The organism is Streptomyces sp. NPDC033221 (assembly GCF_055577005.1).
On the sequence record NZ_JBVIQN010000034.1, the window covers coordinates 17,104 to 38,427 of the forward strand.

21 protein-coding genes and 1 CRISPR repeat array are annotated in these 21,324 nt (G+C 67.4%); of the genes, 15 read left to right on the forward strand and 6 right to left on the reverse strand.

Going from position 1 to position 21,324, the window contains the following annotated elements:
- Nucleotides 1–2: 2 nt before the first annotated feature.
- The 12 genes from ACZ53K_RS33285 to ACZ53K_RS33340 all read left to right on the forward strand — a co-directional run bounded on the left by ACZ53K_RS33285 (nucleotide 3) and on the right by ACZ53K_RS33340 (nucleotide 15,748).
- Nucleotides 3–1,793 carry an ABC transporter ATP-binding protein gene (locus ACZ53K_RS33285; protein WP_468844109.1) on the forward strand — a complete coding sequence of 597 codons (1,791 nt, stop codon included), beginning with the start codon at nucleotides 3–5 and terminating at the stop codon, nucleotides 1,791–1,793.
- Nucleotides 1,790–2,752, forward strand: coding sequence for an LLM class flavin-dependent oxidoreductase (locus ACZ53K_RS33290; protein ID WP_468844111.1), 963 nt, complete (start codon nucleotides 1,790–1,792; stop codon nucleotides 2,750–2,752). Before ACZ53K_RS33285 ends, ACZ53K_RS33290 begins: the two co-directional genes overlap by 4 nt.
- Nucleotides 2,749–4,251: a flavoprotein gene (locus ACZ53K_RS33295; RefSeq protein WP_468844114.1), complete on the forward strand. Its 1,503-nt coding sequence runs from the start codon at nucleotides 2,749–2,751 to the stop codon at nucleotides 4,249–4,251. Before ACZ53K_RS33290 ends, ACZ53K_RS33295 begins: the two co-directional genes overlap by 4 nt.
- A gap of 14 nt (nucleotides 4,252–4,265) precedes the next feature.
- The gene (locus ACZ53K_RS33300) at nucleotides 4,266–6,833 is read left to right on the forward strand and encodes a M16 family metallopeptidase (RefSeq protein WP_468844116.1); all 2,568 of its coding nucleotides are present in this window, start codon (nucleotides 4,266–4,268) and stop codon (nucleotides 6,831–6,833) included.
- Between the two features lie 354 nt (nucleotides 6,834–7,187).
- On the forward strand, nucleotides 7,188–7,538 hold the full coding sequence (locus ACZ53K_RS33305) for a hypothetical protein (protein WP_468844119.1): 351 nt from the start codon (nucleotides 7,188–7,190) through the stop codon (nucleotides 7,536–7,538).
- 187 nt (nucleotides 7,539–7,725) lie between these two features.
- Complete coding sequence (locus ACZ53K_RS33310; protein ID WP_468844121.1) at nucleotides 7,726–7,944, forward strand: recombinase family protein; 219 nt, start codon at nucleotides 7,726–7,728, stop codon at nucleotides 7,942–7,944.
- A 2-nt stretch (nucleotides 7,945–7,946) separates the two neighbouring features.
- Nucleotides 7,947–8,468 (forward strand): helix-turn-helix domain-containing protein, encoded by a 522-nt coding sequence (locus tag ACZ53K_RS33315; protein WP_468844124.1) that lies wholly within the window; start codon nucleotides 7,947–7,949, stop codon nucleotides 8,466–8,468.
- Between the two features lie 881 nt (nucleotides 8,469–9,349).
- Nucleotides 9,350–9,883, forward strand: a complete 534-nt coding sequence (locus ACZ53K_RS33320; RefSeq protein ID WP_468844126.1) for a helix-turn-helix domain-containing protein — start codon at nucleotides 9,350–9,352, stop codon at nucleotides 9,881–9,883.
- Nucleotides 9,884–9,911: 28 nt separating this feature from the next.
- The gene (locus tag ACZ53K_RS33325; protein WP_468844128.1) at nucleotides 9,912–10,496 is read left to right on the forward strand and encodes a hypothetical protein; all 585 of its coding nucleotides are present in this window, start codon (nucleotides 9,912–9,914) and stop codon (nucleotides 10,494–10,496) included.
- Nucleotides 10,493–11,635, forward strand: coding sequence for an MAB_1171c family putative transporter (locus ACZ53K_RS33330; RefSeq protein ID WP_468844131.1), 1,143 nt, complete (start codon nucleotides 10,493–10,495; stop codon nucleotides 11,633–11,635). Before ACZ53K_RS33325 ends, ACZ53K_RS33330 begins: the two co-directional genes overlap by 4 nt.
- On the forward strand, nucleotides 11,632–13,086 hold the full coding sequence (locus ACZ53K_RS33335) for an FAD-dependent monooxygenase (RefSeq protein WP_468844134.1): 1,455 nt from the start codon (nucleotides 11,632–11,634) through the stop codon (nucleotides 13,084–13,086). The genes ACZ53K_RS33330 and ACZ53K_RS33335 overlap by 4 nt, the downstream gene beginning before the upstream one ends.
- A gap of 2,407 nt (nucleotides 13,087–15,493) precedes the next feature.
- Nucleotides 15,494–15,748 carry a helix-turn-helix domain-containing protein gene (locus ACZ53K_RS33340; protein ID WP_468844136.1) on the forward strand — a complete coding sequence of 85 codons (255 nt, stop codon included), beginning with the start codon at nucleotides 15,494–15,496 and terminating at the stop codon, nucleotides 15,746–15,748.
- Between the two features lie 155 nt (nucleotides 15,749–15,903).
- On the opposite strand, the gene ACZ53K_RS33345 is transcribed toward ACZ53K_RS33340, so the two are convergent.
- Complete coding sequence (locus tag ACZ53K_RS33345; RefSeq protein ID WP_468844138.1) at nucleotides 15,904–16,158, reverse strand: hypothetical protein; 255 nt, start codon at nucleotides 16,156–16,158, stop codon at nucleotides 15,904–15,906.
- 119 nt (nucleotides 16,159–16,277) lie between these two features.
- Nucleotides 16,278–16,595 (reverse strand): hypothetical protein, encoded by a 318-nt coding sequence (locus tag ACZ53K_RS33350; RefSeq protein ID WP_468844139.1) that lies wholly within the window; start codon nucleotides 16,593–16,595, stop codon nucleotides 16,278–16,280.
- Between the two features lie 145 nt (nucleotides 16,596–16,740).
- Here ACZ53K_RS33350 and ACZ53K_RS33355 point away from each other — a divergent pair, with 145 nt between their 5' ends.
- A complete protein-coding gene (locus ACZ53K_RS33355; protein WP_468844141.1) occupies nucleotides 16,741–17,016 on the forward strand; it encodes a hypothetical protein in 276 nt (91 codons plus the stop codon).
- Nucleotides 17,017–17,294: 278 nt separating this feature from the next.
- Here ACZ53K_RS33355 and ACZ53K_RS33360 read toward each other — a convergent pair whose 3' ends face one another.
- Nucleotides 17,295–18,635 (reverse strand): VanZ family protein, encoded by a 1,341-nt coding sequence (locus tag ACZ53K_RS33360; RefSeq protein WP_468844142.1) that lies wholly within the window; start codon nucleotides 18,633–18,635, stop codon nucleotides 17,295–17,297.
- A 41-nt stretch (nucleotides 18,636–18,676) separates the two neighbouring features.
- Nucleotides 18,677–19,084 (reverse strand): hypothetical protein, encoded by a 408-nt coding sequence (locus tag ACZ53K_RS33365; RefSeq protein WP_468844143.1) that lies wholly within the window; start codon nucleotides 19,082–19,084, stop codon nucleotides 18,677–18,679.
- A gap of 550 nt (nucleotides 19,085–19,634) precedes the next feature.
- On the opposite strand from ACZ53K_RS33365, the gene ACZ53K_RS33370 reads away from it, so the two are divergent.
- The gene (locus tag ACZ53K_RS33370) at nucleotides 19,635–19,895 is read left to right on the forward strand and encodes a hypothetical protein (protein ID WP_468844145.1); all 261 of its coding nucleotides are present in this window, start codon (nucleotides 19,635–19,637) and stop codon (nucleotides 19,893–19,895) included.
- 142 nt (nucleotides 19,896–20,037) lie between these two features.
- Here the strand turns inward: ACZ53K_RS33370 and ACZ53K_RS33375 are convergent, their stop codons facing one another.
- Nucleotides 20,038–20,271 (reverse strand): hypothetical protein, encoded by a 234-nt coding sequence (locus ACZ53K_RS33375; protein ID WP_468844273.1) that lies wholly within the window; start codon nucleotides 20,269–20,271, stop codon nucleotides 20,038–20,040.
- Between ACZ53K_RS33375 and ACZ53K_RS33380 the strand changes: the two genes are divergently transcribed.
- On the forward strand, nucleotides 20,221–20,364 hold the full coding sequence (locus ACZ53K_RS33380; RefSeq protein ID WP_468844284.1) for a hypothetical protein: 144 nt from the start codon (nucleotides 20,221–20,223) through the stop codon (nucleotides 20,362–20,364). The two genes, ACZ53K_RS33375 and ACZ53K_RS33380, sit on opposite strands and share 51 nt — an antisense overlap.
- A 53-nt stretch (nucleotides 20,365–20,417) precedes the next feature.
- A CRISPR array of direct repeats spans nucleotides 20,418–20,950; the repeat unit is 25 nt; unit sequence TCACCTCCGCTCGCACGGAGAGCAC.
- Nucleotides 20,951–20,990: 40 nt separating this feature from the next.
- On the opposite strand, the gene cas2e is transcribed toward ACZ53K_RS33380, so the two are convergent.
- The gene (gene cas2e, locus ACZ53K_RS33385) at nucleotides 20,991–21,299 is read right to left on the reverse strand and encodes a type I-E CRISPR-associated endoribonuclease Cas2e (protein WP_468844146.1); all 309 of its coding nucleotides are present in this window, start codon (nucleotides 21,297–21,299) and stop codon (nucleotides 20,991–20,993) included.
- Between the last annotated feature and the right edge of the window lie 25 nt (nucleotides 21,300–21,324).

The window sequence follows — 21,324 nt, forward strand, 5'->3', positions numbered from 1 at the left end:
GCATGACAGCCACACATCCGGACGGGCCACCTAAGCAACTGTTCGTCCTGCGGGAGATTTTCCACGGCCGTCGCCTGCAGATGGTTTTCATCCTGACCCTTGCCCTGATCGGCACAGGGGCAACACTGGTACTTCCGTGGACGGTGGGAAAGCTGTTAGCGGCGATCCAGCTGAACGACGGCTTCGGTACTTGGACCTGGCTCATGGTCGCAGTTGGACTCGGATCGGCGGCTGCCAATGCCCTGGCCGCTTACCTGCTCTCCCGTATGGGGCACCAACTGGTCCGTCGACTGCGGGTGCGCACCATGAGCCACGCCATCGGGCTCAGGCTTCATGCAGCTCGCCGAGAGGGTGCCGGAAACCTTGCGACACGGGTCACCGCGGATGCTTCCGCGGTCAAAGGCATCGTCGATATCGGGCCGATCCAACTGCCGATGTCATTGGTCACGCTGGTCGGCACACTGGCGATCATGAGTGTGTTGGACTGGGCTTTGCTGCTCATCACACTTGGCGCCTTCCTCGCGGCGCTGTGCGTAGTCAGCGTGGTGATCGTTGCGTTGCGCCGCAAATACACGGCGATCCAGCACGAAGTCGGTGCCCTCGCACAGCAGTTTGTCGCTGCGCTGGATGCATTGACAGTGATCAAGGCACATCGCGCCGAGCGCGTCGTCTCGACGGAACTCGCCACGCGCGCGGACCGGGTCGCCGGATTGTCGATCGGGGCGTCCGCGATGGAGGCCTTGATGGTGCCCGTCATCAACCTGGGCCAGCAGATTGCCCTGGTGGCGGTCGTCCTGGGCGGCGGTGCTCGGATCACCAGCGGCGCCCTGGACCTCGGCACGTTCGTGTCGTTCCTGCTCTACCTCTTCCAGCTCACCGCGCCACTGATCATGGCGATGTCTGGTATGGGCACGATCCAGGCAGGGCTGGCCGCCCGTAAACGTTTCGACGAGCTGTTCGCTCTGCCGTCGGAACAGGTGCCCTTGGGGGAGGCGGAAACCACCGTACCGTCGCCCGTCGCAACTGCTCCCGCCGTACGGTTCGAGAAGGTCGGGTTCGCCTACGGCGACGAGCCCGTGCTGCGGCAGGTCGACCTGACCGTGCCCGCCACCGGGCTGACCGCCATGGTCGGGCTCTCCGGTTCTGGGAAGTCCACTGTCTTGGGACTGATCGAGCGATTTATGGACCCGCAAGAGGGTCATGTCGAGGTGTTCGGCTACCGCACGGATCGGTGGTCTCTGGCCGAGCTGCGCAGCCGGCTCACCTACGTCGACCAGGAGGCGACCCTGCTTCGGGATACCGTGCGCACCAACCTCACCCTCGGCCAGACCGAGCCGGTTGAGGACGACGTCCTGCTTCGTGCTCTGCGCGACGTCGGCCTGGAGGAGGAGATCACTCGGTTGTCGGACGGCCTCGACACGGTGCTGGGCGGGGCCCACAACCTCTCCGGCGGCCAGCGGCAGCGCCTGGCGCTGGCCCGGGCGAGCCTGTCCTCCGCGCCGCTGATCCTGCTCGACGAGCCGTCTTCGCAGCTGGACAGCGTCAACGAGCTACGGCTGCGCGATCTTATCGACAAGATCAGCCGGGATCGCGCGGTGCTCGTGGTCGCCCACCGCATCTCCACCGTGCGCCACGCTGACCACGTCATCGTGATGGACCGCGGCCAGGTGACGGCGCAGGGTCGGCACGACGAACTGATGCACACCAGCCCCATGTACGCGGAACTCGTGCGCGGACAGCAACTGGACACATCCGATGCCACGCTCACCGTCCTGGCTGGAGGCGACCGATGACCACCTACTCGTTCCTGGCGCCGATCGTCCCGCATCGTCCGGAGCAGTTGCTGCCGTACGCTGCGCTGGCGCAGTGGAGCGACGCCCACCGAATGTGGCAGGGACAGGCCGTGCTGAACGACCCGTTCCAGGATTTCACTCACGCCGCCGCCTGTGGCTTCCGCGTCCCCACCGGCACCGGCGTCACACTGATGCCGCTGCGCCACCCATACCAGGCAGCCATCCAGGCCCACTCGCTGGCAATCGCCAGCGGTCACCCCGTGGTCGCTGGTTTCGGGCCGGGGTCCGCCATGTTCCAGCATTGCGTCATGGGGGCGCCGTACCGCAGCCAGCTCAGCGCGGTCCGCGAATACGTGACCATAATGCGGGCGCTTCTGGAAAAGGGCGAAGCCGACCACGTAGGCGAGTATTTCACTTGCCGCTCGCAGTTCGCCCTCCTGCCCCGGCCACCAGTAGAGATCGGCCTAGGGGTGCTGCGCCCCCGGATGGCTCGCCTGGCCGGGGAGATTGCCGATGCCGCGATTACTTGGCTGACGCCGGCTTCATACGTCCGTGATGTGATCGTGCCCGCACTCGGTAAGGGCGCCGCGGTCGTCGGTCGTCCTGCGCCCCGCACGGTAGTGATTGTTCCGCTGGCATTGGCGGCGGATGACCGAGACCCGGTCGAACTGGCAGCGCTGAGCAACACCAGTCACACCATGCTGCCGCACTACGCCGACATGCTGCGCCGCTCCGGCATCGAGACCTCGACCGAGGATCTCCGCGGGAACGCCGAGGCGCTGCTGGCCGGACAAGCCTTCCTCTACGGAAACAAGGCAGAACTCGCGGCGCGACTGGCGGAGTTCGCTGCGGCCGGGGCGGACGAGATCGTTCTGAACGTCACTGGGGTGCACATGAGATACGGCGAGCGGGCCTCTCTGCGAGAGCTGGAGGCCTTGTTGGAAGCGGTTGCACGGTGATAGACGAGTCATACGACACGGTGCCCGGCCCAGAGCTGAATCTGAACCGGCTGCTTGTCGTCGTCACCGGTTCTGCCTACGCCTGGTCCACCCCTTACTGGCTGGAATGGCTGCGCCTGCACTGCCCTGAGTTGGAGGTTCGGGTTGTCTTGACCCGCAGTGCGGAGCGATTCGTGACACCGCAGGCCGTCGCGTCCCGGGTGGGCGGGGCCATCTCGACCGATGTCTGGCCGGACGAAGAGGCCCTCGCACGACACGTTGAGTGGGCAGAGTGGGCCGACGCTTTCCTGATTTATCCGGCGACCCTGCACTTCATAGCGCGGCTTGCGCTGGGGCTGGCGGACAGCCCCGCCCTGCTGGCCGCCCAGTGCACCCGGGAAACGGTCGTGGTAGCTCCCGCCCTGCCGCCCGGCGGCCTGGAAAGTGCTGCGGTCCGGCAGCACTGGGCTGCCCTGGCGGCCCGTCCGAACACCGTGCTGGTGCCGCCCATCGCCGGACGCAGCTTGACCACGGGCCGTGAGGATGCCTGGGTGCCGCCACCGCTGCCGGAGGCGCTCAGGGTGATCGTCGAACACCGGGCAGGGCGGTCAGTGCAGTCCCCGCTCGACACCACGGCCGAATCTGCCGCTTGGCTACCGTCCGGCGAGGCATTCGGAACCGGGCTGCTGCGCACTGCCGTCCACAACCTGCCGAACGGCGGTCAGCGGTGGCGCCGCGAGCCGGGACCGCTTGCACCGGTGCCCTTCAAGACCGCTGGCGGCGAAGAGTACCGGCTACTGGCCGGAATCGGGGATCTTGGCGGTGCACGGCTGGCACTGGGCACAGCCGATGGCCTGGCCCGGCTCTACGATGTCGCTGGCGAGGTTTCTGCCGCCCACCTGCTCCTGCACGAAGGACCCGGCGCGGAGCTGGCGAAGCCACTGCACAACCTGGGCCGGCTACTACGCGCCGTCCATGATCTCACGCCGCCCGCGCCGCAGTCTGGTATGTCCCGCGGGCTAGCCCGGCTCAATGCCTGGCTTTCCGGACGCGCCGCCAGCCCTCGGGCGGCGTGCGCCCAGGCACAGGTTCGCCGGAGCCTGGGCGAAGAGCGCTGGGCCCAGGTGCTCGACTGGCATGCGCGGACAGTGGACGAACCCGACACCACCCTTGCGCACGGCGCGGCCGGCCTCGGATCACTTGTTCTCGACCGCGCTTCCGGCAGTGTCGACCTGCTCATTGGCGAGGACGTCTGCCGGGCCCCCTGGTACGTCGACCTTGGCTGGGTGGTTGGTGAGCTCGTCGAGCTGCAGTGGCAGGTGGGTGGCAACAAGGGGACGTGGCAGCCGCTTACGGACGCGCTGTTCGAGGGGTACGGACGTGACTTGGGGACGCGGTGGAAGGAGATCGCCGCGCTGCGGATCCTGTTGCACGTCCATGACATCGCCGCCTACCTGGACGACTACCACCATGGGTTCGACCACTACTGCGGCTTCCTCCGCTTCCTCGTCGATCTCTAGCAACGGACGATTTCGTGACGGCAGGCAAGATGCACAAGACCACCCTCCGGAACGGCTTGCGGGTGGTACTGGAACGCTGGCCCGGTTCCCCCCGCAGCGCGGTCTGCGTCCACTACGGCGTCGGATACCGGTCCGAGGAGCCCACCTGGGAGGGATTCGCTCATCTCTTCGAGCACCTGATGTTCCGTGGCAGCGCGAGCCTGCCGCCGGGACGCTTTTTCGAACATATCCATCCGCTGGGCGGACAGGCCAACGGCACCACGCACCAGGACTACACCGACTACCACCAGCTCGTTCCGGCGCACGCGCTGGAGCGCGCCCTATTCAGCGAAGCCGACCGGATGAGGGCTCCGGTGTTTACCGACGAGACGCTGGCCGAACAGCTTGAGGGTATCGAGGAGGAGATCCACCAAGCGGTGGTGGCCCCTCCGTATGGAGGGCTGCCCTGGCCGTTACTCCCCGGCGTAGTCTTCGAGCGCTTCGCCAACGCGCACGACGGCTACGGTCGAATGGAGCGGCTGCGTGAGGCCACCGTCGCTGACTGTGAGGCGTTCTTCCACAGCCACTATGCGCCCGGCAACGCGGTGCTCACCGTGGTCGGGGACCATGACCCGGATGCGCTGCTGTCCCTGGTCGAGCGACATTTCGGGGACATACCGGCGCGCCCGTGCATGCCGTCGCCAGAGTTGCGCGAGCCCAGCCTCACTCAGGACCGGTGGCAGACCTGCACCGAACCAGGGGTAACCGCAGCGGCCCTCGCGCTCGGCTACCGACTGCCCGACCCCCGCCGGGATATGGCCGGCTACCTGGCGCACATTGTTCTGGCTGAGATGATTGGGCTGGACGGCCTAGATGGCCTGCAGGCGGTGTCGGCTGGATGCGGTGTCTTCGGACCGCTCGACGCCAGGGACCCTGACCTCCTGGTCATCACGGCACTCGTGCCTCCCGTGGTCCCGATCCGGCACGCCGTGACGGCCCTCGCCGACCAGTGGGGCGTCTGGGCCGACGCCCCTGACTTCGGGCAGACCCAGCCACAGGCCATACAGCGCCTGGTCACCAGGCATCACCGCGAACATGCCGGCGTCTACCCGCGCAGTCGTGCCTTGGGCCGCCTGGAGCTGCTGTTCGGCCATGCCGAACTGCTCGACGAGTACCCCGCCCGGCTAGCAGAGGTCGGCTCTGACCAGGTGGCGGCAGTAGCCCGGCGCCTGGGTCCTGCGCCCAAGGGCGTCCTCATTATGGTCCCCGGGACTGGGCGAACCCGCCCGGTTCCGGTGTCCGGTACCGGCCCCGTGCCGAATCCGACAGGGAACTTTCCAGCCGTCGCCACACCGTTGTCACAGACACCGGTGGCGGCCCGCCACCTGCCACCGCTCGGTGTGCAGGCCAGGCCACACCATGGCCTCCGATGCCAGACCAAACTTGCCGGCGGAACCACCGTCTTAGCCGTTCAAGACCATCGTGCCCCCCTGGTGGAGTTGCGGTTCCGACTGCCCCTGGGACCTCTGGGGTGGCAGCGGCCGGACGCGGCCGAGGCGCTGGTACGGCTGCTGGCCGGACGCGGCGGAGCGACTGGCCGCCACATTGAGACCGCCGGGGGCAGCTTCCACATGTTCACGGACGGACAGTGGTTTGATGTCACCGGCTACACCACACCGGACCTGGTGACAGTGTGGCTGGACCGGCTCGCTGCACTGGCCGCCCCGGTGAGCGGCCCGCTGCCGGTACTGGGCCGTCCGCAGCCGCATGCTGCGGACGCGGTGATGGACACCGCGTTGCGCCGCCACTGGCTCAGGGCCGCCCATCCGGTGGCCGCCTACGACGACAGCCTCAACGCCGTGCAACGCTCGCTCCTGGAGCACGGCGGCTGGCTGGTCGCGATCGGCACCCTCGACCCCGAACGCTTTATCGCTGACGCATCACGGGCGCTATCCGACTGGCCGGGGGCATCCTCCACGACTGCGCCCGTCCTGAAAGATTTCGGTGACAGGCGGCCAGCCGGGGGGATCCTGACGCTTTACGACGACACCTCGGACGACGTACGGCTAGTGCTGAGCGCCGCAGAACCAGCAGGCGACACAGGTGCCGCAGCGCGCTACCTGGCCACGGCGGTGATCTGCACCCAGTACAGCGCCCGTGTACCGGAGCACCTCGTACCCAGGCTGTACGCTGCCCGAGACGTCTGCCTCGGCGTCCCCCGAGCCATGATCAGGGCGACCCTACACGGGCAGGACCCAGCAAAGGGCATCGCCGCCGTCCGGCAGACGTTGCAGGCCTTCCGCGGCTCGCCAGCCACCGAGGCAGAGTTGGCACCGATCCGGACCTTTTGCGCCGCCCAGTTGCTCGGCGCCTTCGACTCCCCGGCAACCAAGGCCGATCTGCTCCGGGACGGCTTGTCCGCCGGCCGGCCGGCGGACTGGGCGGAGCGCCTGCCAGGACTCCTATCGCAGGTGACCGCAGCAGAGGTCGCCGCGGCCTCTACGGCACTCTTCTCCCTCGATGACATGGACCTCGTCGTGCTCGGCAGGTATGGGGCAGTCATCAAAGCCTGCGACCAGTGGAGGGCCCATCGCGCCACATGACCGTTCCTATGACCCGGCGGGCCCGGGCCGATGGCTGCCCAGCCGCCCGGAGCACCGGACTGCCCGAGTTCGCGATCAGCCCCGGAGAGGGCGAGGTCATTTCATGCTCATTCGCACCGCTGGAAGATTCGGTGTGTCCGCGGCAGTAGCCGTTTCGCCTACGCCAAGAGCACGCTATCAAAGATGAATAACTCGATGGCCGTATAGCGAAAATTTACCGCCACGCCTGCTAACGGGGCAGCCAAAGCTGCCTCCTGTGTTCATCGAATCCGCAATGATGGTGCCACCTCCTGCTGGCGCAGGCGAGCCAGAATCACCTCCCAACCTAATTGGGAAAACACAAAGGGGTAGGATATGAAACTGAAGAAGGTCGTCACCGTTGCTGGCGTTGCCGTGGCCAGCATCGCGTTCGCGGTTTCCGCCCAAGGTAGTGCGCAGGCCGTATCGACACAGTCGGACTTCCCTTCCAGTACTGACATCAGCGATCGTCAGCAGTCTCCGCAGATGAAAAAAGGCACAGACTGGCAGCCGCCCGCAGGGTACGTCCTGGAAGTTGCCTACCTCATCTGGACCGAGGACGGCTGCCGCGAGAAAGGTGAAGACGGAGTAAAAAGAGGGAAGTGGCAACATTATGTGTGCCACTCTCAGATGGCGAAGCTCGCCGATACCTGGATACCGCTCACTTCGTTGTACGTCAAGAAGTGAGCGGATGTGCTGGTGTCGAGTTGAGATGTGTACCGTCCCTCGCGCATGAGCGACAGATGAAGTAAACGGCAAGCACCCGTGCGGAGTTGGAGAATGCCCGGTGGTCGGGCGAGTTGACCACCAGGGGCCTGCCGCTGAGGCGGCTTCGGCAGGCTGCGCCCCTCCTACTGGACGCAGCCTGCCGGTCATGGAAGGTCCTCGGTTACGCCCGGCCCGGCGATACCCTCGTGGTGCCTTCCTCGACCGGCTGGGCAGGTCCATCCAGGATCTCATCGTCATCTTCAGTGGCCTGCGCAAGAGCGGCATCGGCTTCCGGTCGCTGCACGAAGCGCTCGACACGACTACGCTCGGCGGCCGGCTGGTCTTCCACTTTTCGCGGCGCTGGCCGAGTTCCCCCGCGAACTGATCGTGCAGAGCACCTACGAGGGCCTCGCCGCCGTCCGGGCCCGCGGGGAGCGCATCGGCAGGCCGCCCTCGTTGACCGAGGAGCAGATCCGGCACGGCCGGGCCCTACTCCCCCAGCTGGACAACACCATCACCTCGATCGCGAAGCTGCTCGGTGTCTCCCGGACCACGATCTACAAGTATGTCCCGGAGCTCAAGGCGGGCGCCCGCTCCGCCCTCAGCCCCGAGGGCGGGGCAAGGGAGCTCGAGGAGACGACGCGATGGCCGCACCCGTCCGCACCGGTACCTCCTCTCTGCGTCGGGCTTTCGAAGCCGCGGCCCACGTCGTGGCGTGCGAAGCCTGCCCGTACGGCGCCAGCCGCTACACGAACGAACGAAGGGCCGGCACGTCACCTTGGCGGATACCCGTGGAGGCGAGCCCACCGCAGATCCGGACCTGTTCGAAGCCTCCACCCGGCAGGCGCGCGCCCCTTGATTGCCGACCTGCTCGCGGGCCGATGTCCACCTCAACCGTTCGTGCAGTAACCGGCGCCGGTTATTCGAACACCACGCGTTGTGACCGGCAGACTTCGTCGTCTTGGGCGAGGCCGTCGCCGCGTATGACCCGGTGTACGGGCAGGGTACCTCTGCCGCCGCGCAGAGCGTCACGGCCTTGCGTGGCACGCTGCGCGAGGGGCTGGCCAAAGCACGCCTGGCACGGGATGTGTAGCGTGCCGTCGGCCGGGGGTGCAGTCCTCGTGGGAGGCGACCACCGGTCAGGGCATTCTGTTCCGCGGAGGCACGGGCACAAGGCCGCCGCTCGCCGCACCGTTGTCCCACGGTTATGTGGACTGGCTCAGCCGCACCGCGACCAGCCGTCACCTGAGCGCTGTTCGCCGTCATGTCCCTCACGATGCGCCCCAGCCGGCTGCTGCGGCGGGGCACAGCGCCGCGGGTGCTCCTTGGTCCCAGTCGGTCGGTACTAACCAATCCCCCTTACCCCTTACGGGAACGCGTTCCGTTCCGGCACCACAGCGCTTCCTCCGCAGCCTTGAACCGTCACATCGCCGACGCGGCGCCCGGACGCGACCGCACCGCGCCGGAGGGAAGCAGTTGAGGAAGGTTCCCGTCCTCCGCACGTCCGGTTACCAGCTTCCGTCCGGCCCGACCGGGGCACTCGCCAGCCACTGAAGGCCGCACTTCGGGCGCACAATCCGTACATTCGAGATCGACCGCAATGTTGCTGGTGACGGCCCTGGAACCTGGGTATCCGGCGGATGCGAACGCTCTGTGACCAGGTCGGCCTCTACCAGCCCCGGCGCGTCTCGCCGCAGCGGACCGACGCTTTCACGCCATATCAAGTTACCTGCCAAACTATTGTTGAACCCGGGTTACGGAAGCCGCTCCGACGCCCTTACGATCACGCCATGCCCCAGCACCGGCCAGAGGCAGCCATGCCTTCCCAGCAGAACAGTGCTACAGCTGCAGTGTTCGGAAGGCGCCTCCAGCGCCTGATTGATGCGGAGAGTTCCCGCGGTTCGAGTCGGTTCTCGGATGCGCGGATCGCCGCATACGTCGGTGTAACCGGTCAGTACGTCCGAAATCTTCGCCGTGGGAAGTCGGTGCCGTCGGTGGAGAAGGCCCAGAAGCTGGCCGAGCTGTTCGGGGTCGAGCACGCGGACTACTTCCTCAGACCGGACGACGATCCCCACGTACTGGAAGTGGAGAGGCGCTTCTCCACCTCCGGGGACACCGCGGTTTCCAGCGCCTCTCCCGCAGAGGGGATCGACGAGTGCGCGACCGAAGGCGCGTTGTGGAGCCAACTGCAGGACGAACACGGAGTGAAAGAGCTAGCGATGCGAGCCGGCCAGCTCTCTCCAGAAGCTCGAATCGCGGTACTTGGCGTCGTGGAGCAACTCCTGCGCGGCGAGAACCGCGACGGCGGCGCGGCCCGCACCTGAAGAGGGAGCAGTGCTTCAGGAAAATCACGTGAGCCACAGAGCAAGCGAGGCGGAGAAAGGGTTGAACAAGAAAGGAATGCGGCGGCTGTGTGCCGACCTGCTCCACGGTCTGCGCAGCCAGGACACCAGTTCTCCGTCAGCCCTGTTCACTGCCCTCTGTGACGGCATGAGCAGGCGTAACGGTCGCCCGGTCAGCCACCGCCTGGTCAAGTTCCCTGCTGGAACGGTAAGTGGTCTGTGGATAGCCACGGCAACCCAGCACCTGGTGCTGTGTGAGCAGGACACGGCACCCGAGCACCAACTGGTCATCATCGGCCACGAATTCTGGCACCTGGAGACGCACGAGGGGTTGGCGGATACAACCAACGCAACGGAAGCCGCTCGCCTGCTCGCCCCGGACGTCAACTCTGCCACGGTCGAGCGGGTTGCGCGGCGCTCCACGCTTCACACCCATGACCAGGAGGAAGAGGCCGCCTGCGAATACTTCGGTTCCTTACTAGGGAGCCGGGCCTGGCCCCTTCTCTCCACCTCTGCTGCGGAAGATGCATCATCGCCCTCGGGCCTGGCCCACCGGATCGAGACCTCCCTCAGCCCACGGAGAACGGCCCGATGAACAACAACAGTTACTGGGTCCCCGCCGCGGCCGGCTGGCTCGCGCTGGCCAGCCGGCTTCCCGCCCTCTGCCGCGCACCACACGACCCACTGCTGCGCGCAGTCTGTGCGGTGTTCTTCTTCGCCAGCAGCAGCTTTACCCTGGCCAACCCCACACTCGTCGGTCGTATCAACCATGGCACAGGGATCACCAACGTCGCCGCACCGCTGGTCTACAGCCTCATTCTCGCGCAGAGTGCCTCAAGCATCGTGCTGATCCTGCGCTGGCGCGGAGGGCCGGCCGACCAGGTGAACCGCCGGGTCCGCCAGTGGTCACTCGCTTACGCCGCGGCCGCCGCCGTACTGTTCCTGCTGTTCGCCGTCGGACGGACACCTGTGGAACGCCCCGTGGACTTCGACACGTACTACGCCAACACTGCCTTCACCCGCGAGATGATCACCCTTTACCTGGTGGCGTCCATGGCGGCAGCCGTAGCCATGTTCGTCATGTGCTGGCGCTGGTCGACGCGTGTAAACGACCGCACCTGGCTGCGTCGCGGCCTGATGCTGCTCATCGTCGGCACGGTGTTCCACTTCGGTTTCGACGCCGCGCGGCTGACCGCGGTGGTCGCCCGCTGGGCCGGCGCCGACTGGGACTGGCTGTGCCTCGCGGCACCGGCCATCGGCGCGATAGGCACGCTGTGTGTCGCCGTGGGCTTCACTCTGCACTTGATCGCCGACCGGATATCGGCCGTGCGGACCCTGTACGACAGCTACCGGACGCTGCGGGCACTGCACCCGCTGTGGGAGACCCTGAACGCGGCTCAGCCCAGCGGCGCCGTCCCCGTGCCCGCGCCCTGGTGGGCGGTCCGCCTCCGTCTGACGCGGCGGATCACAGAGATCCATGACGGTTTCCTCGCCCTGCGCCCCTACTACGACGTGTCCACATGGCCACCCCCCTCGCCGGAATCGGCCGGGCCGCAGGCGATGGCTTCGGCGCTGCACCACGCCATCCGCAACAAGGCCGCCGGGAAGCCGTTCACGCCAACGGCCGAGCACACCGGTCCGCTCCGCACGCTGACCGAGCCACTGCCCCTGGCCGCGCTCGTACAACTGTCACAGAGTCTGACCACGCACCACACCAGGGAGCACCGCCTGTGACCACCCAGCGCATTCCGCACCCCAGCTCCGCGCCCTCCCCCACCGCCGTGGTGCTCGGCGGCGGCCTCACCGGCATGCTGGCCGCCGCCGTCCTGGCCGCTCACGCCGAGGTGCACATCGTCGAACGCGACCTCCTGCCGGCATCCCCCGCTCCGCGCAAAGGGCTGCCTCAGGCCCAGCACGCCCACTTGCTGTGGTCCGGCGGTGCCCGGACCATGGAAAGTCTGCTGCCCGGCATCACACAGCGGTGGCTATCGGCGGGCGCCCGCCGCATTCCGCTGCCCACCGGACTGGTGTCCCTCACCGCCCAGGGCTGGCTGCGCCGGTGGCCCGAGATGCAGTACCTCATCGCCTGCTCACGCGATCTGCTCGACTGGGGGGTACGCCAGCAGGTCCTAGCCCGGCCCGGGATCCGTGTCCTTGCCCGCACCGAGCCCGTCGGGCTGTCCGGCAGCGCCGACCACGTCACCGGTGTCGACGTACGCGACACGGCCACCGGGGACGTCCAACGGCTCGACGCCGACCTTGTGGTCGATGCCACCGGGCGCGGATCCGCGGCGGCCACCTGGCTGGCTGCACTCGGCATGCCGCCCGCAGCGGAGGAGCACGTGGACTCCGGCCTGGCCTACGCCACCCGGATCTTCCGCGCCCCGGCCGGTACAGCACACTGGCCCATCGTTAACGTGCAGTCCGACGCTTCCGCCCCGGTCCCCGGCCAGACGACGACACTCGTTCCCCTCGAAGAGGCACGGTGGCTGGTCACCCTCTCCGGCACCCGTGGCGGGCAGCCGACCAGGGAGGCCGATGAGTTCTTGCCGTTCGCCCGCAACGTACGCCACCCCATCGTGGCCGACCTCATCGCCGACGCCGAACCGCTTACCGACGTCCGCCTCTCCCGCAGCACCGTCAACCGGCGCCGCCGCTTCGACCTCCTGCGGTCCTGGCCCCGGGGCTTCGCCGTGCTCGGTGACGCCGTCGCCACCTACAACCCCCTCTACGGCCAAGGCATGTCGGTCGCCGCCCAGGAAGCCGCCGCCCTCGGCGATGCGCTGGCGCGGTACGGTCTGGGCGATCCGAGCCTGGCCCAGCGCTTACAGCGCACCGTGGGACGCCTCACCCACGCTCCCTGGGCCATGGCCACCGGCCAGGACATCCTCTACCCCGGCGCCGTGGGCCCACGGCCGCCCGCGGCCACCCGGCTCCTGCGCGGCTACACCGACCGGCTGCTCAGGACCGCCACCGGTGATCCGGTCGTCACCCAAGCCCTGCTCGACGTGATGACGCTGTCCGCACCGCTACAGCGTCTGATGCGGCCGAACGTGGCGGCCAGAGTCCTGCTGGGCCCCGCACGGCCGCCCCTGAGCGGGCCTCCGCTGCCCCTGTCGGCCCAGCATGCCGCCTCCGACACCTCCACCCGGCACTTCGCGGGAGGTGACAGCGCCGGACCGTGATCGTTCCGCTGCCCAGCGGAAGCGTCAAGACAACGCTGCTTTCCCCTGACCCAGGAGGTAGAAGGCCATGAAATGACAGATGGGCGGCACAGTCCCGCCACAGGACTCCTGCCGCCCCGGCCGCAGACCAGGTGCGCCAACACCTGATCACGCTCGGCCGTCATGCCACCGCCCGGCCTGCTCGCCGGGCGAAGGTCCGATCACACGGATCGGACAGTCGGTTCTCGCGAACCCCGAGTGGCCCTGAAGGGCTCACTCCTTCCCTGCTCAGTGAAACTGAGGAAGTTCTCACATGGTGCAGTACAACACTGCCATTTGTCAGCCCGGGCGCCCACGAAGCCCGCAGGTACGGCCGGTGCCGCCCTCTTGCGGCGCTCCCGGACTGGCCTCTCCGGACGGCACCGGCACCGTCCGATGACTCCGGCCGAACCCGCTTTTGCAGTGAATGTCCCGTCCAGGCACGCGCTGCCTCGTCAGGCAGCAGCTCCCCCCGGCGGTACAGACGAGTACCGGAGCACGAGCAGTCCGCTGCATCTCGGTCGGGCCATGGGCCGCCGATTACGTAGTGCGGTACGCGCCCTGCTCGACGCCCCAGCCTTGCGCGGCCAGACCGACGCGGTCCGCCTCGCCGCTGTCGTGCTCGCCGCCAAGACCAATGCCCGAACGGGAACCGCCGCCATCACAGCCCGCGGTCTGGGCCGCTGGCTCGGGGTGTCCGAGTCGCTGATCGACCATACGGTCCTGCCGGCTCTCCGGAGGTCCGGCGCGGTGCGCTCGGAGCCGGTCACCAATGCCCGTGGCAGGACGAGCGGGCTGAGCTGTGTCCTTCTGCCCCTGCAGCAGGCCTGGCAGCATGCGCCCAGCCACCCCCTGGCATTGAGACGCGTCGAATTGGCCACCCTGCTGCGACTTTCCGAAGCGCTCTTCGGCCCCGGATGGGCTCCCCTCAACGGCAACCCGACGCCCTCAGGACTCCTGTCACAACGCCGAGGCCGCGGCGCGGCCACGGACCGGCTCGCCTTCCTCCTCATGGCCCTCGACACACGCCCCGACGGACGGCTGCGCATGTGTCCCGGCACCGTGGACACCCAGCGGGGCCGCCCGGCGGTCACCATCGCCCGGATGATGGGATGCTCCGCATCGGGCGGCGCGAAGATCCTCTCCAGACTCAATGCCCACGGCGTGACGACCATCGCCCGATACAAAACCCGCTCGGGTCTGCAAGCACGGTCGCACGTGCTCCTGCCCGCCGTCGCGCGCGCGGGACATCGCGCAGCCACCACCAGTGATGAGCCCGCCGCGCTCGGCCCGACTGCTCACGAGACACGATCGGTCCGACACCATCCTGCCGAATCGGTGTCACCAACAACGCGGCTGCGAAGGGGCATGCCGCTGGCTGCCGCCCGGAATACCCCCTCTTCCTCTGGGATGCCCGAGCACCCCATAAGTACGCTCGGGGATCCCGGGCCCAGCGGAGGCCCACCAGACCCGAACGGATGGGGGATCCCCAGGGGTAGTGACACGTACCGCCCGGCAATGGCAGACCTCTCCCCTGCTGGCCTCCTCCACACCACTCACGCTCCTGAGGCACAGGCAAGCCAGGACCCTGACCGTGATCTTTGGGTTTCTTCCGGCGAAGCCGTGTGGGACCGACCCGCCATCGCCGGGAGTGCGCGCGCGGGCGCGAAAGACAAGAGACCGCCCCAAGGCCCTCACTGGACGCTGCCAGGTGACGTACATCGGGTACTGACTGCTGTCGCCCCACTGCGTGACCGGCTCCGTTCCGGAGAACTCCGCGTCGCCTGCGCCGCTGTCGGCGCCGCCTTACGCACTTTCTCCGCACAGCGGCTGTCGTCGGACCTGGCGTCGCAACTCGCAACAGTGCCACCGCCTGAACAGCACGAGAACCGCCATCACCTGCGTTCCCCGCTCGGCTGGCTGCTCGCCCACCTGCCGCCGATCACCCTCTGTCCGCGCTGCGACCGCACCTGGCACGGCACCCGCCGGGGCAAACAGACCTGCCTTCCGTGCACGACCCGCTCTGCGTCGGCCTTTGGCACGTGTGCTAAATGCGGGCTGACAGACGAACTCACAACGGAGGAGGTCTGCGGTGAGTGCTGTCTGGACCATGCTCTTGCCGACCACGTCACACCACTCCGTTCTTGGGACACGCGCGACCAGGATGAAGGCGTCGTAGGCGGCACAGATCTGCAGCGCGCTTTTCTTCAACGGATGCAGGACACCCGTCAGCGTGCCGCTGCCCTCGGGCTCAACCCAGCCGGGCAGCGTCTCGCGGTCAGGCTTGCCGCTCACGCGGAGGCGAAGGCAAGCCCGTCCTGTCGGCCGTGAAGACGGCCGCCGATGCTTCCACCGCATCGGCGACAAGGCCACCGAGGAGCGCATTCGTATGGAGGGGCCGAGATGTTCGTGCTCGGGCAGAACAACACCGGTGGTGGCAAAGCAGCTGCGCGTCAGTGTGCGCTCGGTGCAACGATGGCGTCGCCTCTGGCAGAACGGTGGGCGGCAGGGTCTGCGTTCCAGGGGGACGGCGGCCCGCCCCAAGCTGAGCGAGACCCTGTTCGCGGCGCTGAAAGCGAATTGGCCAAGGGGCCGGTCGCCCACGGGTGGACGAACCAGAAGGTGGCGCACTCGCATTCGGTGAGGGTGAAGGCGACGGTGACCTACTCCTCCTCATCGTCCTCGGGCGCGTCCGAGTCACGGAAGGGGTGCAGGCCCTGGCCAGGGTCGCTAGCAGTGATGTTGAACAGGCGGGAAGGTTTCGTTCAGGCTCAGGATGTACTGGTTGCGCGGGGCATGTCAGCTCAAGTGCAGCAGCAACAGCAGGCCGCCCAGAGCGATCAGTGGTACTCCCAGGGCGCGGAGGAACGCCGGCTGGGCGAGCGGGCCCGCCACGTAGGTGGTCTGCAGGTGGCGGTGGCGGGCCATCATGTCGTGGTGACGCTTCGCCGCCGTGCGCTGCACCCGCTCGCACCGTCGGGTGATGAACCCGCCGATGTCGAACAGGACGAGCACGCCGATCAGCACGTACAAGATCGCAAATCCTATGGCCATTGGTCGGAGTCTACGCACCGGCGTCGATCATGGGACCAGTGGGACGCCGACGCCGTCGGATAGGCGTCGGTTCCTGAGCAATCCACGCATCAGAAGCCGAAGTGGTTCGGTTGGCTGAGTCAGGGACCACTGGTGCAGTCGTGTCGAGTGAGCAGGTCGTTGAGGTGGGCCAGTGGTGATGTCCGGGGCCAGGGAAGCTGCTCCTGGTGGCCGCTCCAGGTCAGATGCACCACGGCCCAGCGGAATGGTTGGCCGGTGAGGCTGAACAGGACGTCGTCGCAGGCTTCGCAGCGCGCCGCCGCACGGACCCGGGCGCCGTAGAGCGGGTGGTCCGGCGGCAGTTCGCGGCGCAGTTCCCGTTCCAGACCATGGAGGTCACCGTCGGGCACCCACCACGGGGCAGGGAGCTGTCCAGGGTCGTTGAGTACGGTCGGCATCGCCCCATGATGGCGCGCACCTTGCAGCCTCTCGCCCCCACCCCTGGGTCCAGGGCGACATCACCGGCGCCGCACAGGCTTCCATAACGCGCGGCTCGAAGGAGAAGAGCACGGCAAGCGGGGCGAGGCCGCTATGTCCCAGGCCATGCATGCCTTCACCCTAGCCTTCACCGCCCCGGCCACCGCCGACGACGAGATCGACCTCGCCGATCACCTCCTGGCCGCCGTCGACCTGCGCGCCGCCACCCTGGACGCCCGCATCGCCGCCTCCTGCGCGACGCCGGCACCGACGTCGAAGACCGGGCCTAGATTCTGGCAGCCAGGGCCGAGGTGTCGGCGACGGCGAAGGCCGGCGGAGTGGTCACCGGTGCAGGTACGCGTGGGTGTGTTCGGACAGGTCCGGCGGGCCGTCGAACAGTGAGCGCGGGCCGCGTAGCGTCTCCTGGGACCGTGGTCCCGACTGCACCAGTGCCAGCCCGACCAGTGCACGGCACGGGCACCGCAAGCGTCTCGCCGCTCCGGGTTCCTGCGGGTAGCCCGGGTACCCGCAGGCCCGCCAGAGGTTTCGCGGTCCGGGCTGTCGCCGGCTTCCGGCCGTCGCCGCCCCGGCCGGCCTGGGCCTCGTTCGTCTTCTTCGAGAACGCGACGAGCCGGCCCTGCCAAGGCCCGCGACACTGCCGGCAGAACCTTCCTCTTTCTTCAGTGCGCACTCGGACTGACTGAGGAATTGCCTTCGTCAATCTTGTCGGGCGTGGACTTTTTCCCGGTTACGGCATCGAGGAATATACTGGTTTCCTTGTCCACGTTATGAGGGTCGTTCTTTGGTCTGAGGCCGATCAGCCATACAGGCCGCCAGGTGCCGTCGATGCGTTGGGCCATGAGCGATACCGGTTGGGCCTGTTTTTCTGGCGCACCGCGTTCGGCCTGCTTTTTCGCATCCGCCTTGCTAACAGTGACAGCGGGCAGGGCAGGGTCTGCAACGCTTCGGGCGGCTAGGTTGATGACCCGTCCGGCCGGGCTGACGATGATGTCCAGTCGCATCGGCATCATAACGTCGTGGTTGTAGCGGCGGTAGCTCAGAAGGCGCATTCCCCCTTCATGCCTTTTTGCGACAGTCCGGAACTCGGCGGTGGCGCCTTCTATATCCCCCGGGAACCACTTGCGGGCGAACCGCTCAGCCGTCTTCTTTATCTCATCCGAAGGAAGGTTACTTCCCTCGTCGGGCTTGCCGTCCGTGGTCATCTCCACCAGTTTTCGGTCCGGCCAGGTAGCGACAAGGGTGCCGCGATTTGTTGTGGCCCGCATACGCCAGCGGTCGCCGGCGAGCTTCGTAACTTCCGTCTCCCCGACTTCGGCGTGGGATCCGTAAAGTTCCTTGACTGTCTTGGCCAGCCACTCCTGCTTCTCGGCAGGGTCACCGAAATCTTCTTTCGCACGGGCGTGCAGTTCTTCGTAGTTGACGCTGGTGAGAGTGGACTGGAGAAGCACTGCGACGGCAGCCGTCACGGCAACGACCGCGCCGGTGCCCCATATTGCGTCTTTGCGGGTGAAGGGGAGCCGACGCTGACGGCCCCATAGATACAGGCAGCCGAGGAGGAGCCCGAGGATCCCTCCGAGGGCGTTGGCCTTGATGTCGTCGTAGCTGCACGAACGCCCCAGTTCCGTCCAGCCCTGCACCAGCTCGATCCCGCAGGTCAGCGCCAGTGTCGCAGCCAGCACCAGGAGTGGGCGGCGGAACAGGAGCACGGCGAGGAAGCTCACCGGCACGAACAGGAGGACGTTCAGCCGGGCCGACTCGGATGTCAGGAAGTCGAGGCCGGGCAGGCCGGTGTCACACGATTTGGCCTGCCCGGTCCCGGCAGTTCCCGGCATCATCGTCACGGCGATTACACCGGCCAGGAAGACGGCCAGCAGCAGCGGCAGGCCGACAGGCCGGCCCTTGCGTTTGGCGATCAAGAATGCAGGTGTGCCCAGGAGGGCGACAGCAATCAAGAAGGCCGGAATGAGGCCGGGTAGCGCACCGACCGATGCTTCAATCACCGGATATGTCTTTCAGAGAGCGGGAACAGGGAGGCGCCGGATCAGCAGAGGTCCCTGATGGAAGGCGTTTCGTACAGCTTCCCGCCCGACCGCATGAAGCCGATGGCGTAGCACTTCGGCACCGTACTGACGGGCTTTCCGCCGAAGTTGTGGCTCACCGTCTGCCCCGCCTTCACCGTCTTTGGCGGGGAGTTGAATTCGGACGTCTGGGTGTCGAGACCGAGCGTGACCGTAACTGCACTTCCGCCCGTCTTGTGGTAGCTGGCCGAAGAGAAGAACTTGGTGCCGGTCGTGCCGAGGTAGCGCCCATTGGCCGCGGTAAAGCTGAGCGTCCCGTTCGACAGGCTGGTGGACGTCGTACTGGCATACGCGACCGTGGAACCCATTACGGCGAGCGCGACCCCTCCGACAGCGACGATCCGCGCCACCTTCTGCGGAATAATGTTCACGTTTCAACCCCCTCGAAATGTGCAGCGCAGGGAAAGACCCCGCTCCCAATCGCCCCAAAGGACAACCGGAGCTCCTGCTCCGCCACTCGCCTCCTTCGAACGAGCGTTCGATTCGACTTTATCCCGAAGCGATCACGATCCCCACCCCCTTTTTCTCCCCCTGGAACGATCTAGGCACGTTGGCCGTCGGCTGAAAATGACTCACACGCTGCCTGCAGGCCCCGGCCCGGGGCACGGTATACGAGCGGTGAGGGCGGCCGCGGCCGGGGTGATGGCCTCGGGACTGCTGACGGACGGACGCCGCCCACGACGTCCTCACCGCGTCGGGGCCCAGCCACGATGCCATCTCCAGCAGGGGTGCGACCGCTGGTGTGGCGATGCCGGGCAGGCAGCAGACAAGGAACGTGCGCATCTGCTGCTCTGCCGTGCCGGAGGGCCGGCCATTTCCGCCCCACGCGCTGACCAGCAGCTCGGCAACGGCATCGGGGTGCACGTGCACTTGGAGCTTCCCCTTCCTCCCCGGCGGTGCGCAGCACGCACGCGGGCGATCATGGCCCGCCAGGCGGGCCAGGGTAACGTCCAGCCGTCGTGGTTGTCGGCGAGTGCGGCCACGGCGAAGCCGCCGCCCACCCAGCGGCTGGACGACCTGCTGGCCGACTTCAGCGACACCCTCACCGCACCGCTCCAGCACCTCACCGCCGCCGAAGCCGGCTTCCCGTCCGGGTCCGCGCCCTCCCCCATCGTCAACGTGGTCCAGCGCCGCCCGCGGCCCGCACCCGTCCCCGCCCTCACCCACTGGAACACTCGATAGCGGTCCATGACGCGGCAAAGACACTGCATCACCGCCCTCGCAGCAGCCGCTCCGGGCGCAGGCCGCCGCGTCAGCAGCCGCAGCGGCCCTGACGGGGACCTTGGAGGCCAGGGCGCTCAGAAGTCGGGCCAGTCGTCCGAGATCACGATGCGGGCGACGTAGATGGCGGGGCCGTCCGAGCCCGGCTCGGTGTCGCCGACGTGGTACTCGGCGATGCCGATGTCGCGGGCCAGCGGTGCCGAGTACCAGCCGCGTTCAGGCGCGCCGTCACCGGCTGGCCGAGCAGCTTCATCTGGGTCGACCAGGCGTGTGTCAGGCACCGCACGTGCAGCCGCCTGTCAGCATCGAGCCGGACGGGCTGCACCCAGTAGGCCACGTCTTCGCCGACCGCCTCACGCCACCAGGCATCCAGCTCGGACGGTTCCTGGGGAATCTGGTTCACTTCGCCACCTCTCCGGTCAGCTCCTGAGCGCAGTGGCGGGCGCACTGTTCGCTCGCGGCAGCCAGTCCGGAGCCCTGGGTTCACCTCCGCTCGCACGGAGAGCACCTGGTGGAACGCCTCGTCGTCGTAGACGACGCTGGCTCACCTCCGCTCGCACGGAGAGCACTGCATCTCGATGCCGAGCAGGGCACAGCGCGCCGGCTTACCTCCGCTCGCACGGAGAGCGCCGCCAGGGAGATCCACGCACCCTGCTGGAGTGCGGCTCACCTCCGCTCGCACGGAGAGCACTCCCAGCACTCCGTGACGGTCGCGGTCTTGGGCGGCTCACCTCCGCTCGCCCGGAGAGCACTTCGGATGGTCCGGGTCGACCTGCCGGTGCACCGGCTCACCTCCGCTCGCACGGAGAGCACGTCGTGCACGCGGTTCTCCGTCACAGGGACTCCGGCTCACCTCCGCTCGCACGGAGAGCACGACCCGCGCCGCTACCTCCACATCCCGCGCAACGGCTCACCTCCGCTCGCACGGGCTCACCTCCGCTCGCACGGAGAGCACGATTCGTGCGGCCACCGGACCTCCTCTCGGGACGGCTCACCTCCGCTCGCACGGAGAGCACCCTTCGCGACCTGCCGCTTCATACTTGGTTTATCAGTTCGTTACATTTGCAGGTCGCCCTCTAGGGGACTTGAGAAGCTGATCAAGGTTAGACCGTCATAGTCCTTGGGAATCCGTCGGCGCTGTCCTGCCACTCGCAGAGCGAAGCCTTGCTCGTTGTCGGCTGGGTAGGTGAGTACGGCGATGCCGTCAGCCACGCAGGAGCTGACCGCCTCCCATAGTTCATCTCGGACTTTGGCCGACACGGTGCCGACGTAGAGTTCCGGGGTGACTTCGAGTAGCCAACGTGAAAGGGCTCCTCGTAGGTGTTCGGGGACTGCTGTCGCTGCGAGGGTGATCATTGAAGGCACAGGAGTCTCCAGAGCAAGTCGGCCG

Excerpts from the sequence above, each read along its gene's own strand:
- ACZ53K_RS33355 (WP_468844141.1), top strand. The coding sequence starts at position 16,741 with ATGCATGCCTTCACCCTAGCCTTCACCGCCCCGGCCACCGCCGACGAC.
- ACZ53K_RS33340 (WP_468844136.1), top strand. The coding sequence starts at position 15,494 with ATGGAGGGGCCGAGATGTTCGTGCTCGGGCAGAACAACACCGGTGGTG.
- ACZ53K_RS33285 (WP_468844109.1), top strand. The coding sequence starts at position 3 with ATGACAGCCACACATCCGGACGGGCCACCTAAGCAACTGTTCGTCCTG.
- ACZ53K_RS33330 (WP_468844131.1), top strand. The coding sequence starts at position 10,493 with ATGAACAACAACAGTTACTGGGTCCCCGCCGCGGCCGGCTGGCTCGCG.
- ACZ53K_RS33290 (WP_468844111.1), top strand. The coding sequence starts at position 1,790 with ATGACCACCTACTCGTTCCTGGCGCCGATCGTCCCGCATCGTCCGGAG.
- ACZ53K_RS33345 (WP_468844138.1), bottom strand. The coding sequence starts at position 16,158 with ATGGCCATAGGATTTGCGATCTTGTACGTGCTGATCGGCGTGCTCGTC.
- ACZ53K_RS33370 (WP_468844145.1), top strand. The coding sequence starts at position 19,635 with ATGGCCCGCCAGGCGGGCCAGGGTAACGTCCAGCCGTCGTGGTTGTCG.
- ACZ53K_RS33310 (WP_468844121.1), top strand. The coding sequence starts at position 7,726 with ATGGAAGGTCCTCGGTTACGCCCGGCCCGGCGATACCCTCGTGGTGCC.
- ACZ53K_RS33350 (WP_468844139.1), bottom strand. The coding sequence starts at position 16,595 with ATGCCGACCGTACTCAACGACCCTGGACAGCTCCCTGCCCCGTGGTGG.
- ACZ53K_RS33305 (WP_468844119.1), top strand. The coding sequence starts at position 7,188 with ATGAAACTGAAGAAGGTCGTCACCGTTGCTGGCGTTGCCGTGGCCAGC.
- ACZ53K_RS33320 (WP_468844126.1), top strand. The coding sequence starts at position 9,350 with ATGCCCCAGCACCGGCCAGAGGCAGCCATGCCTTCCCAGCAGAACAGT.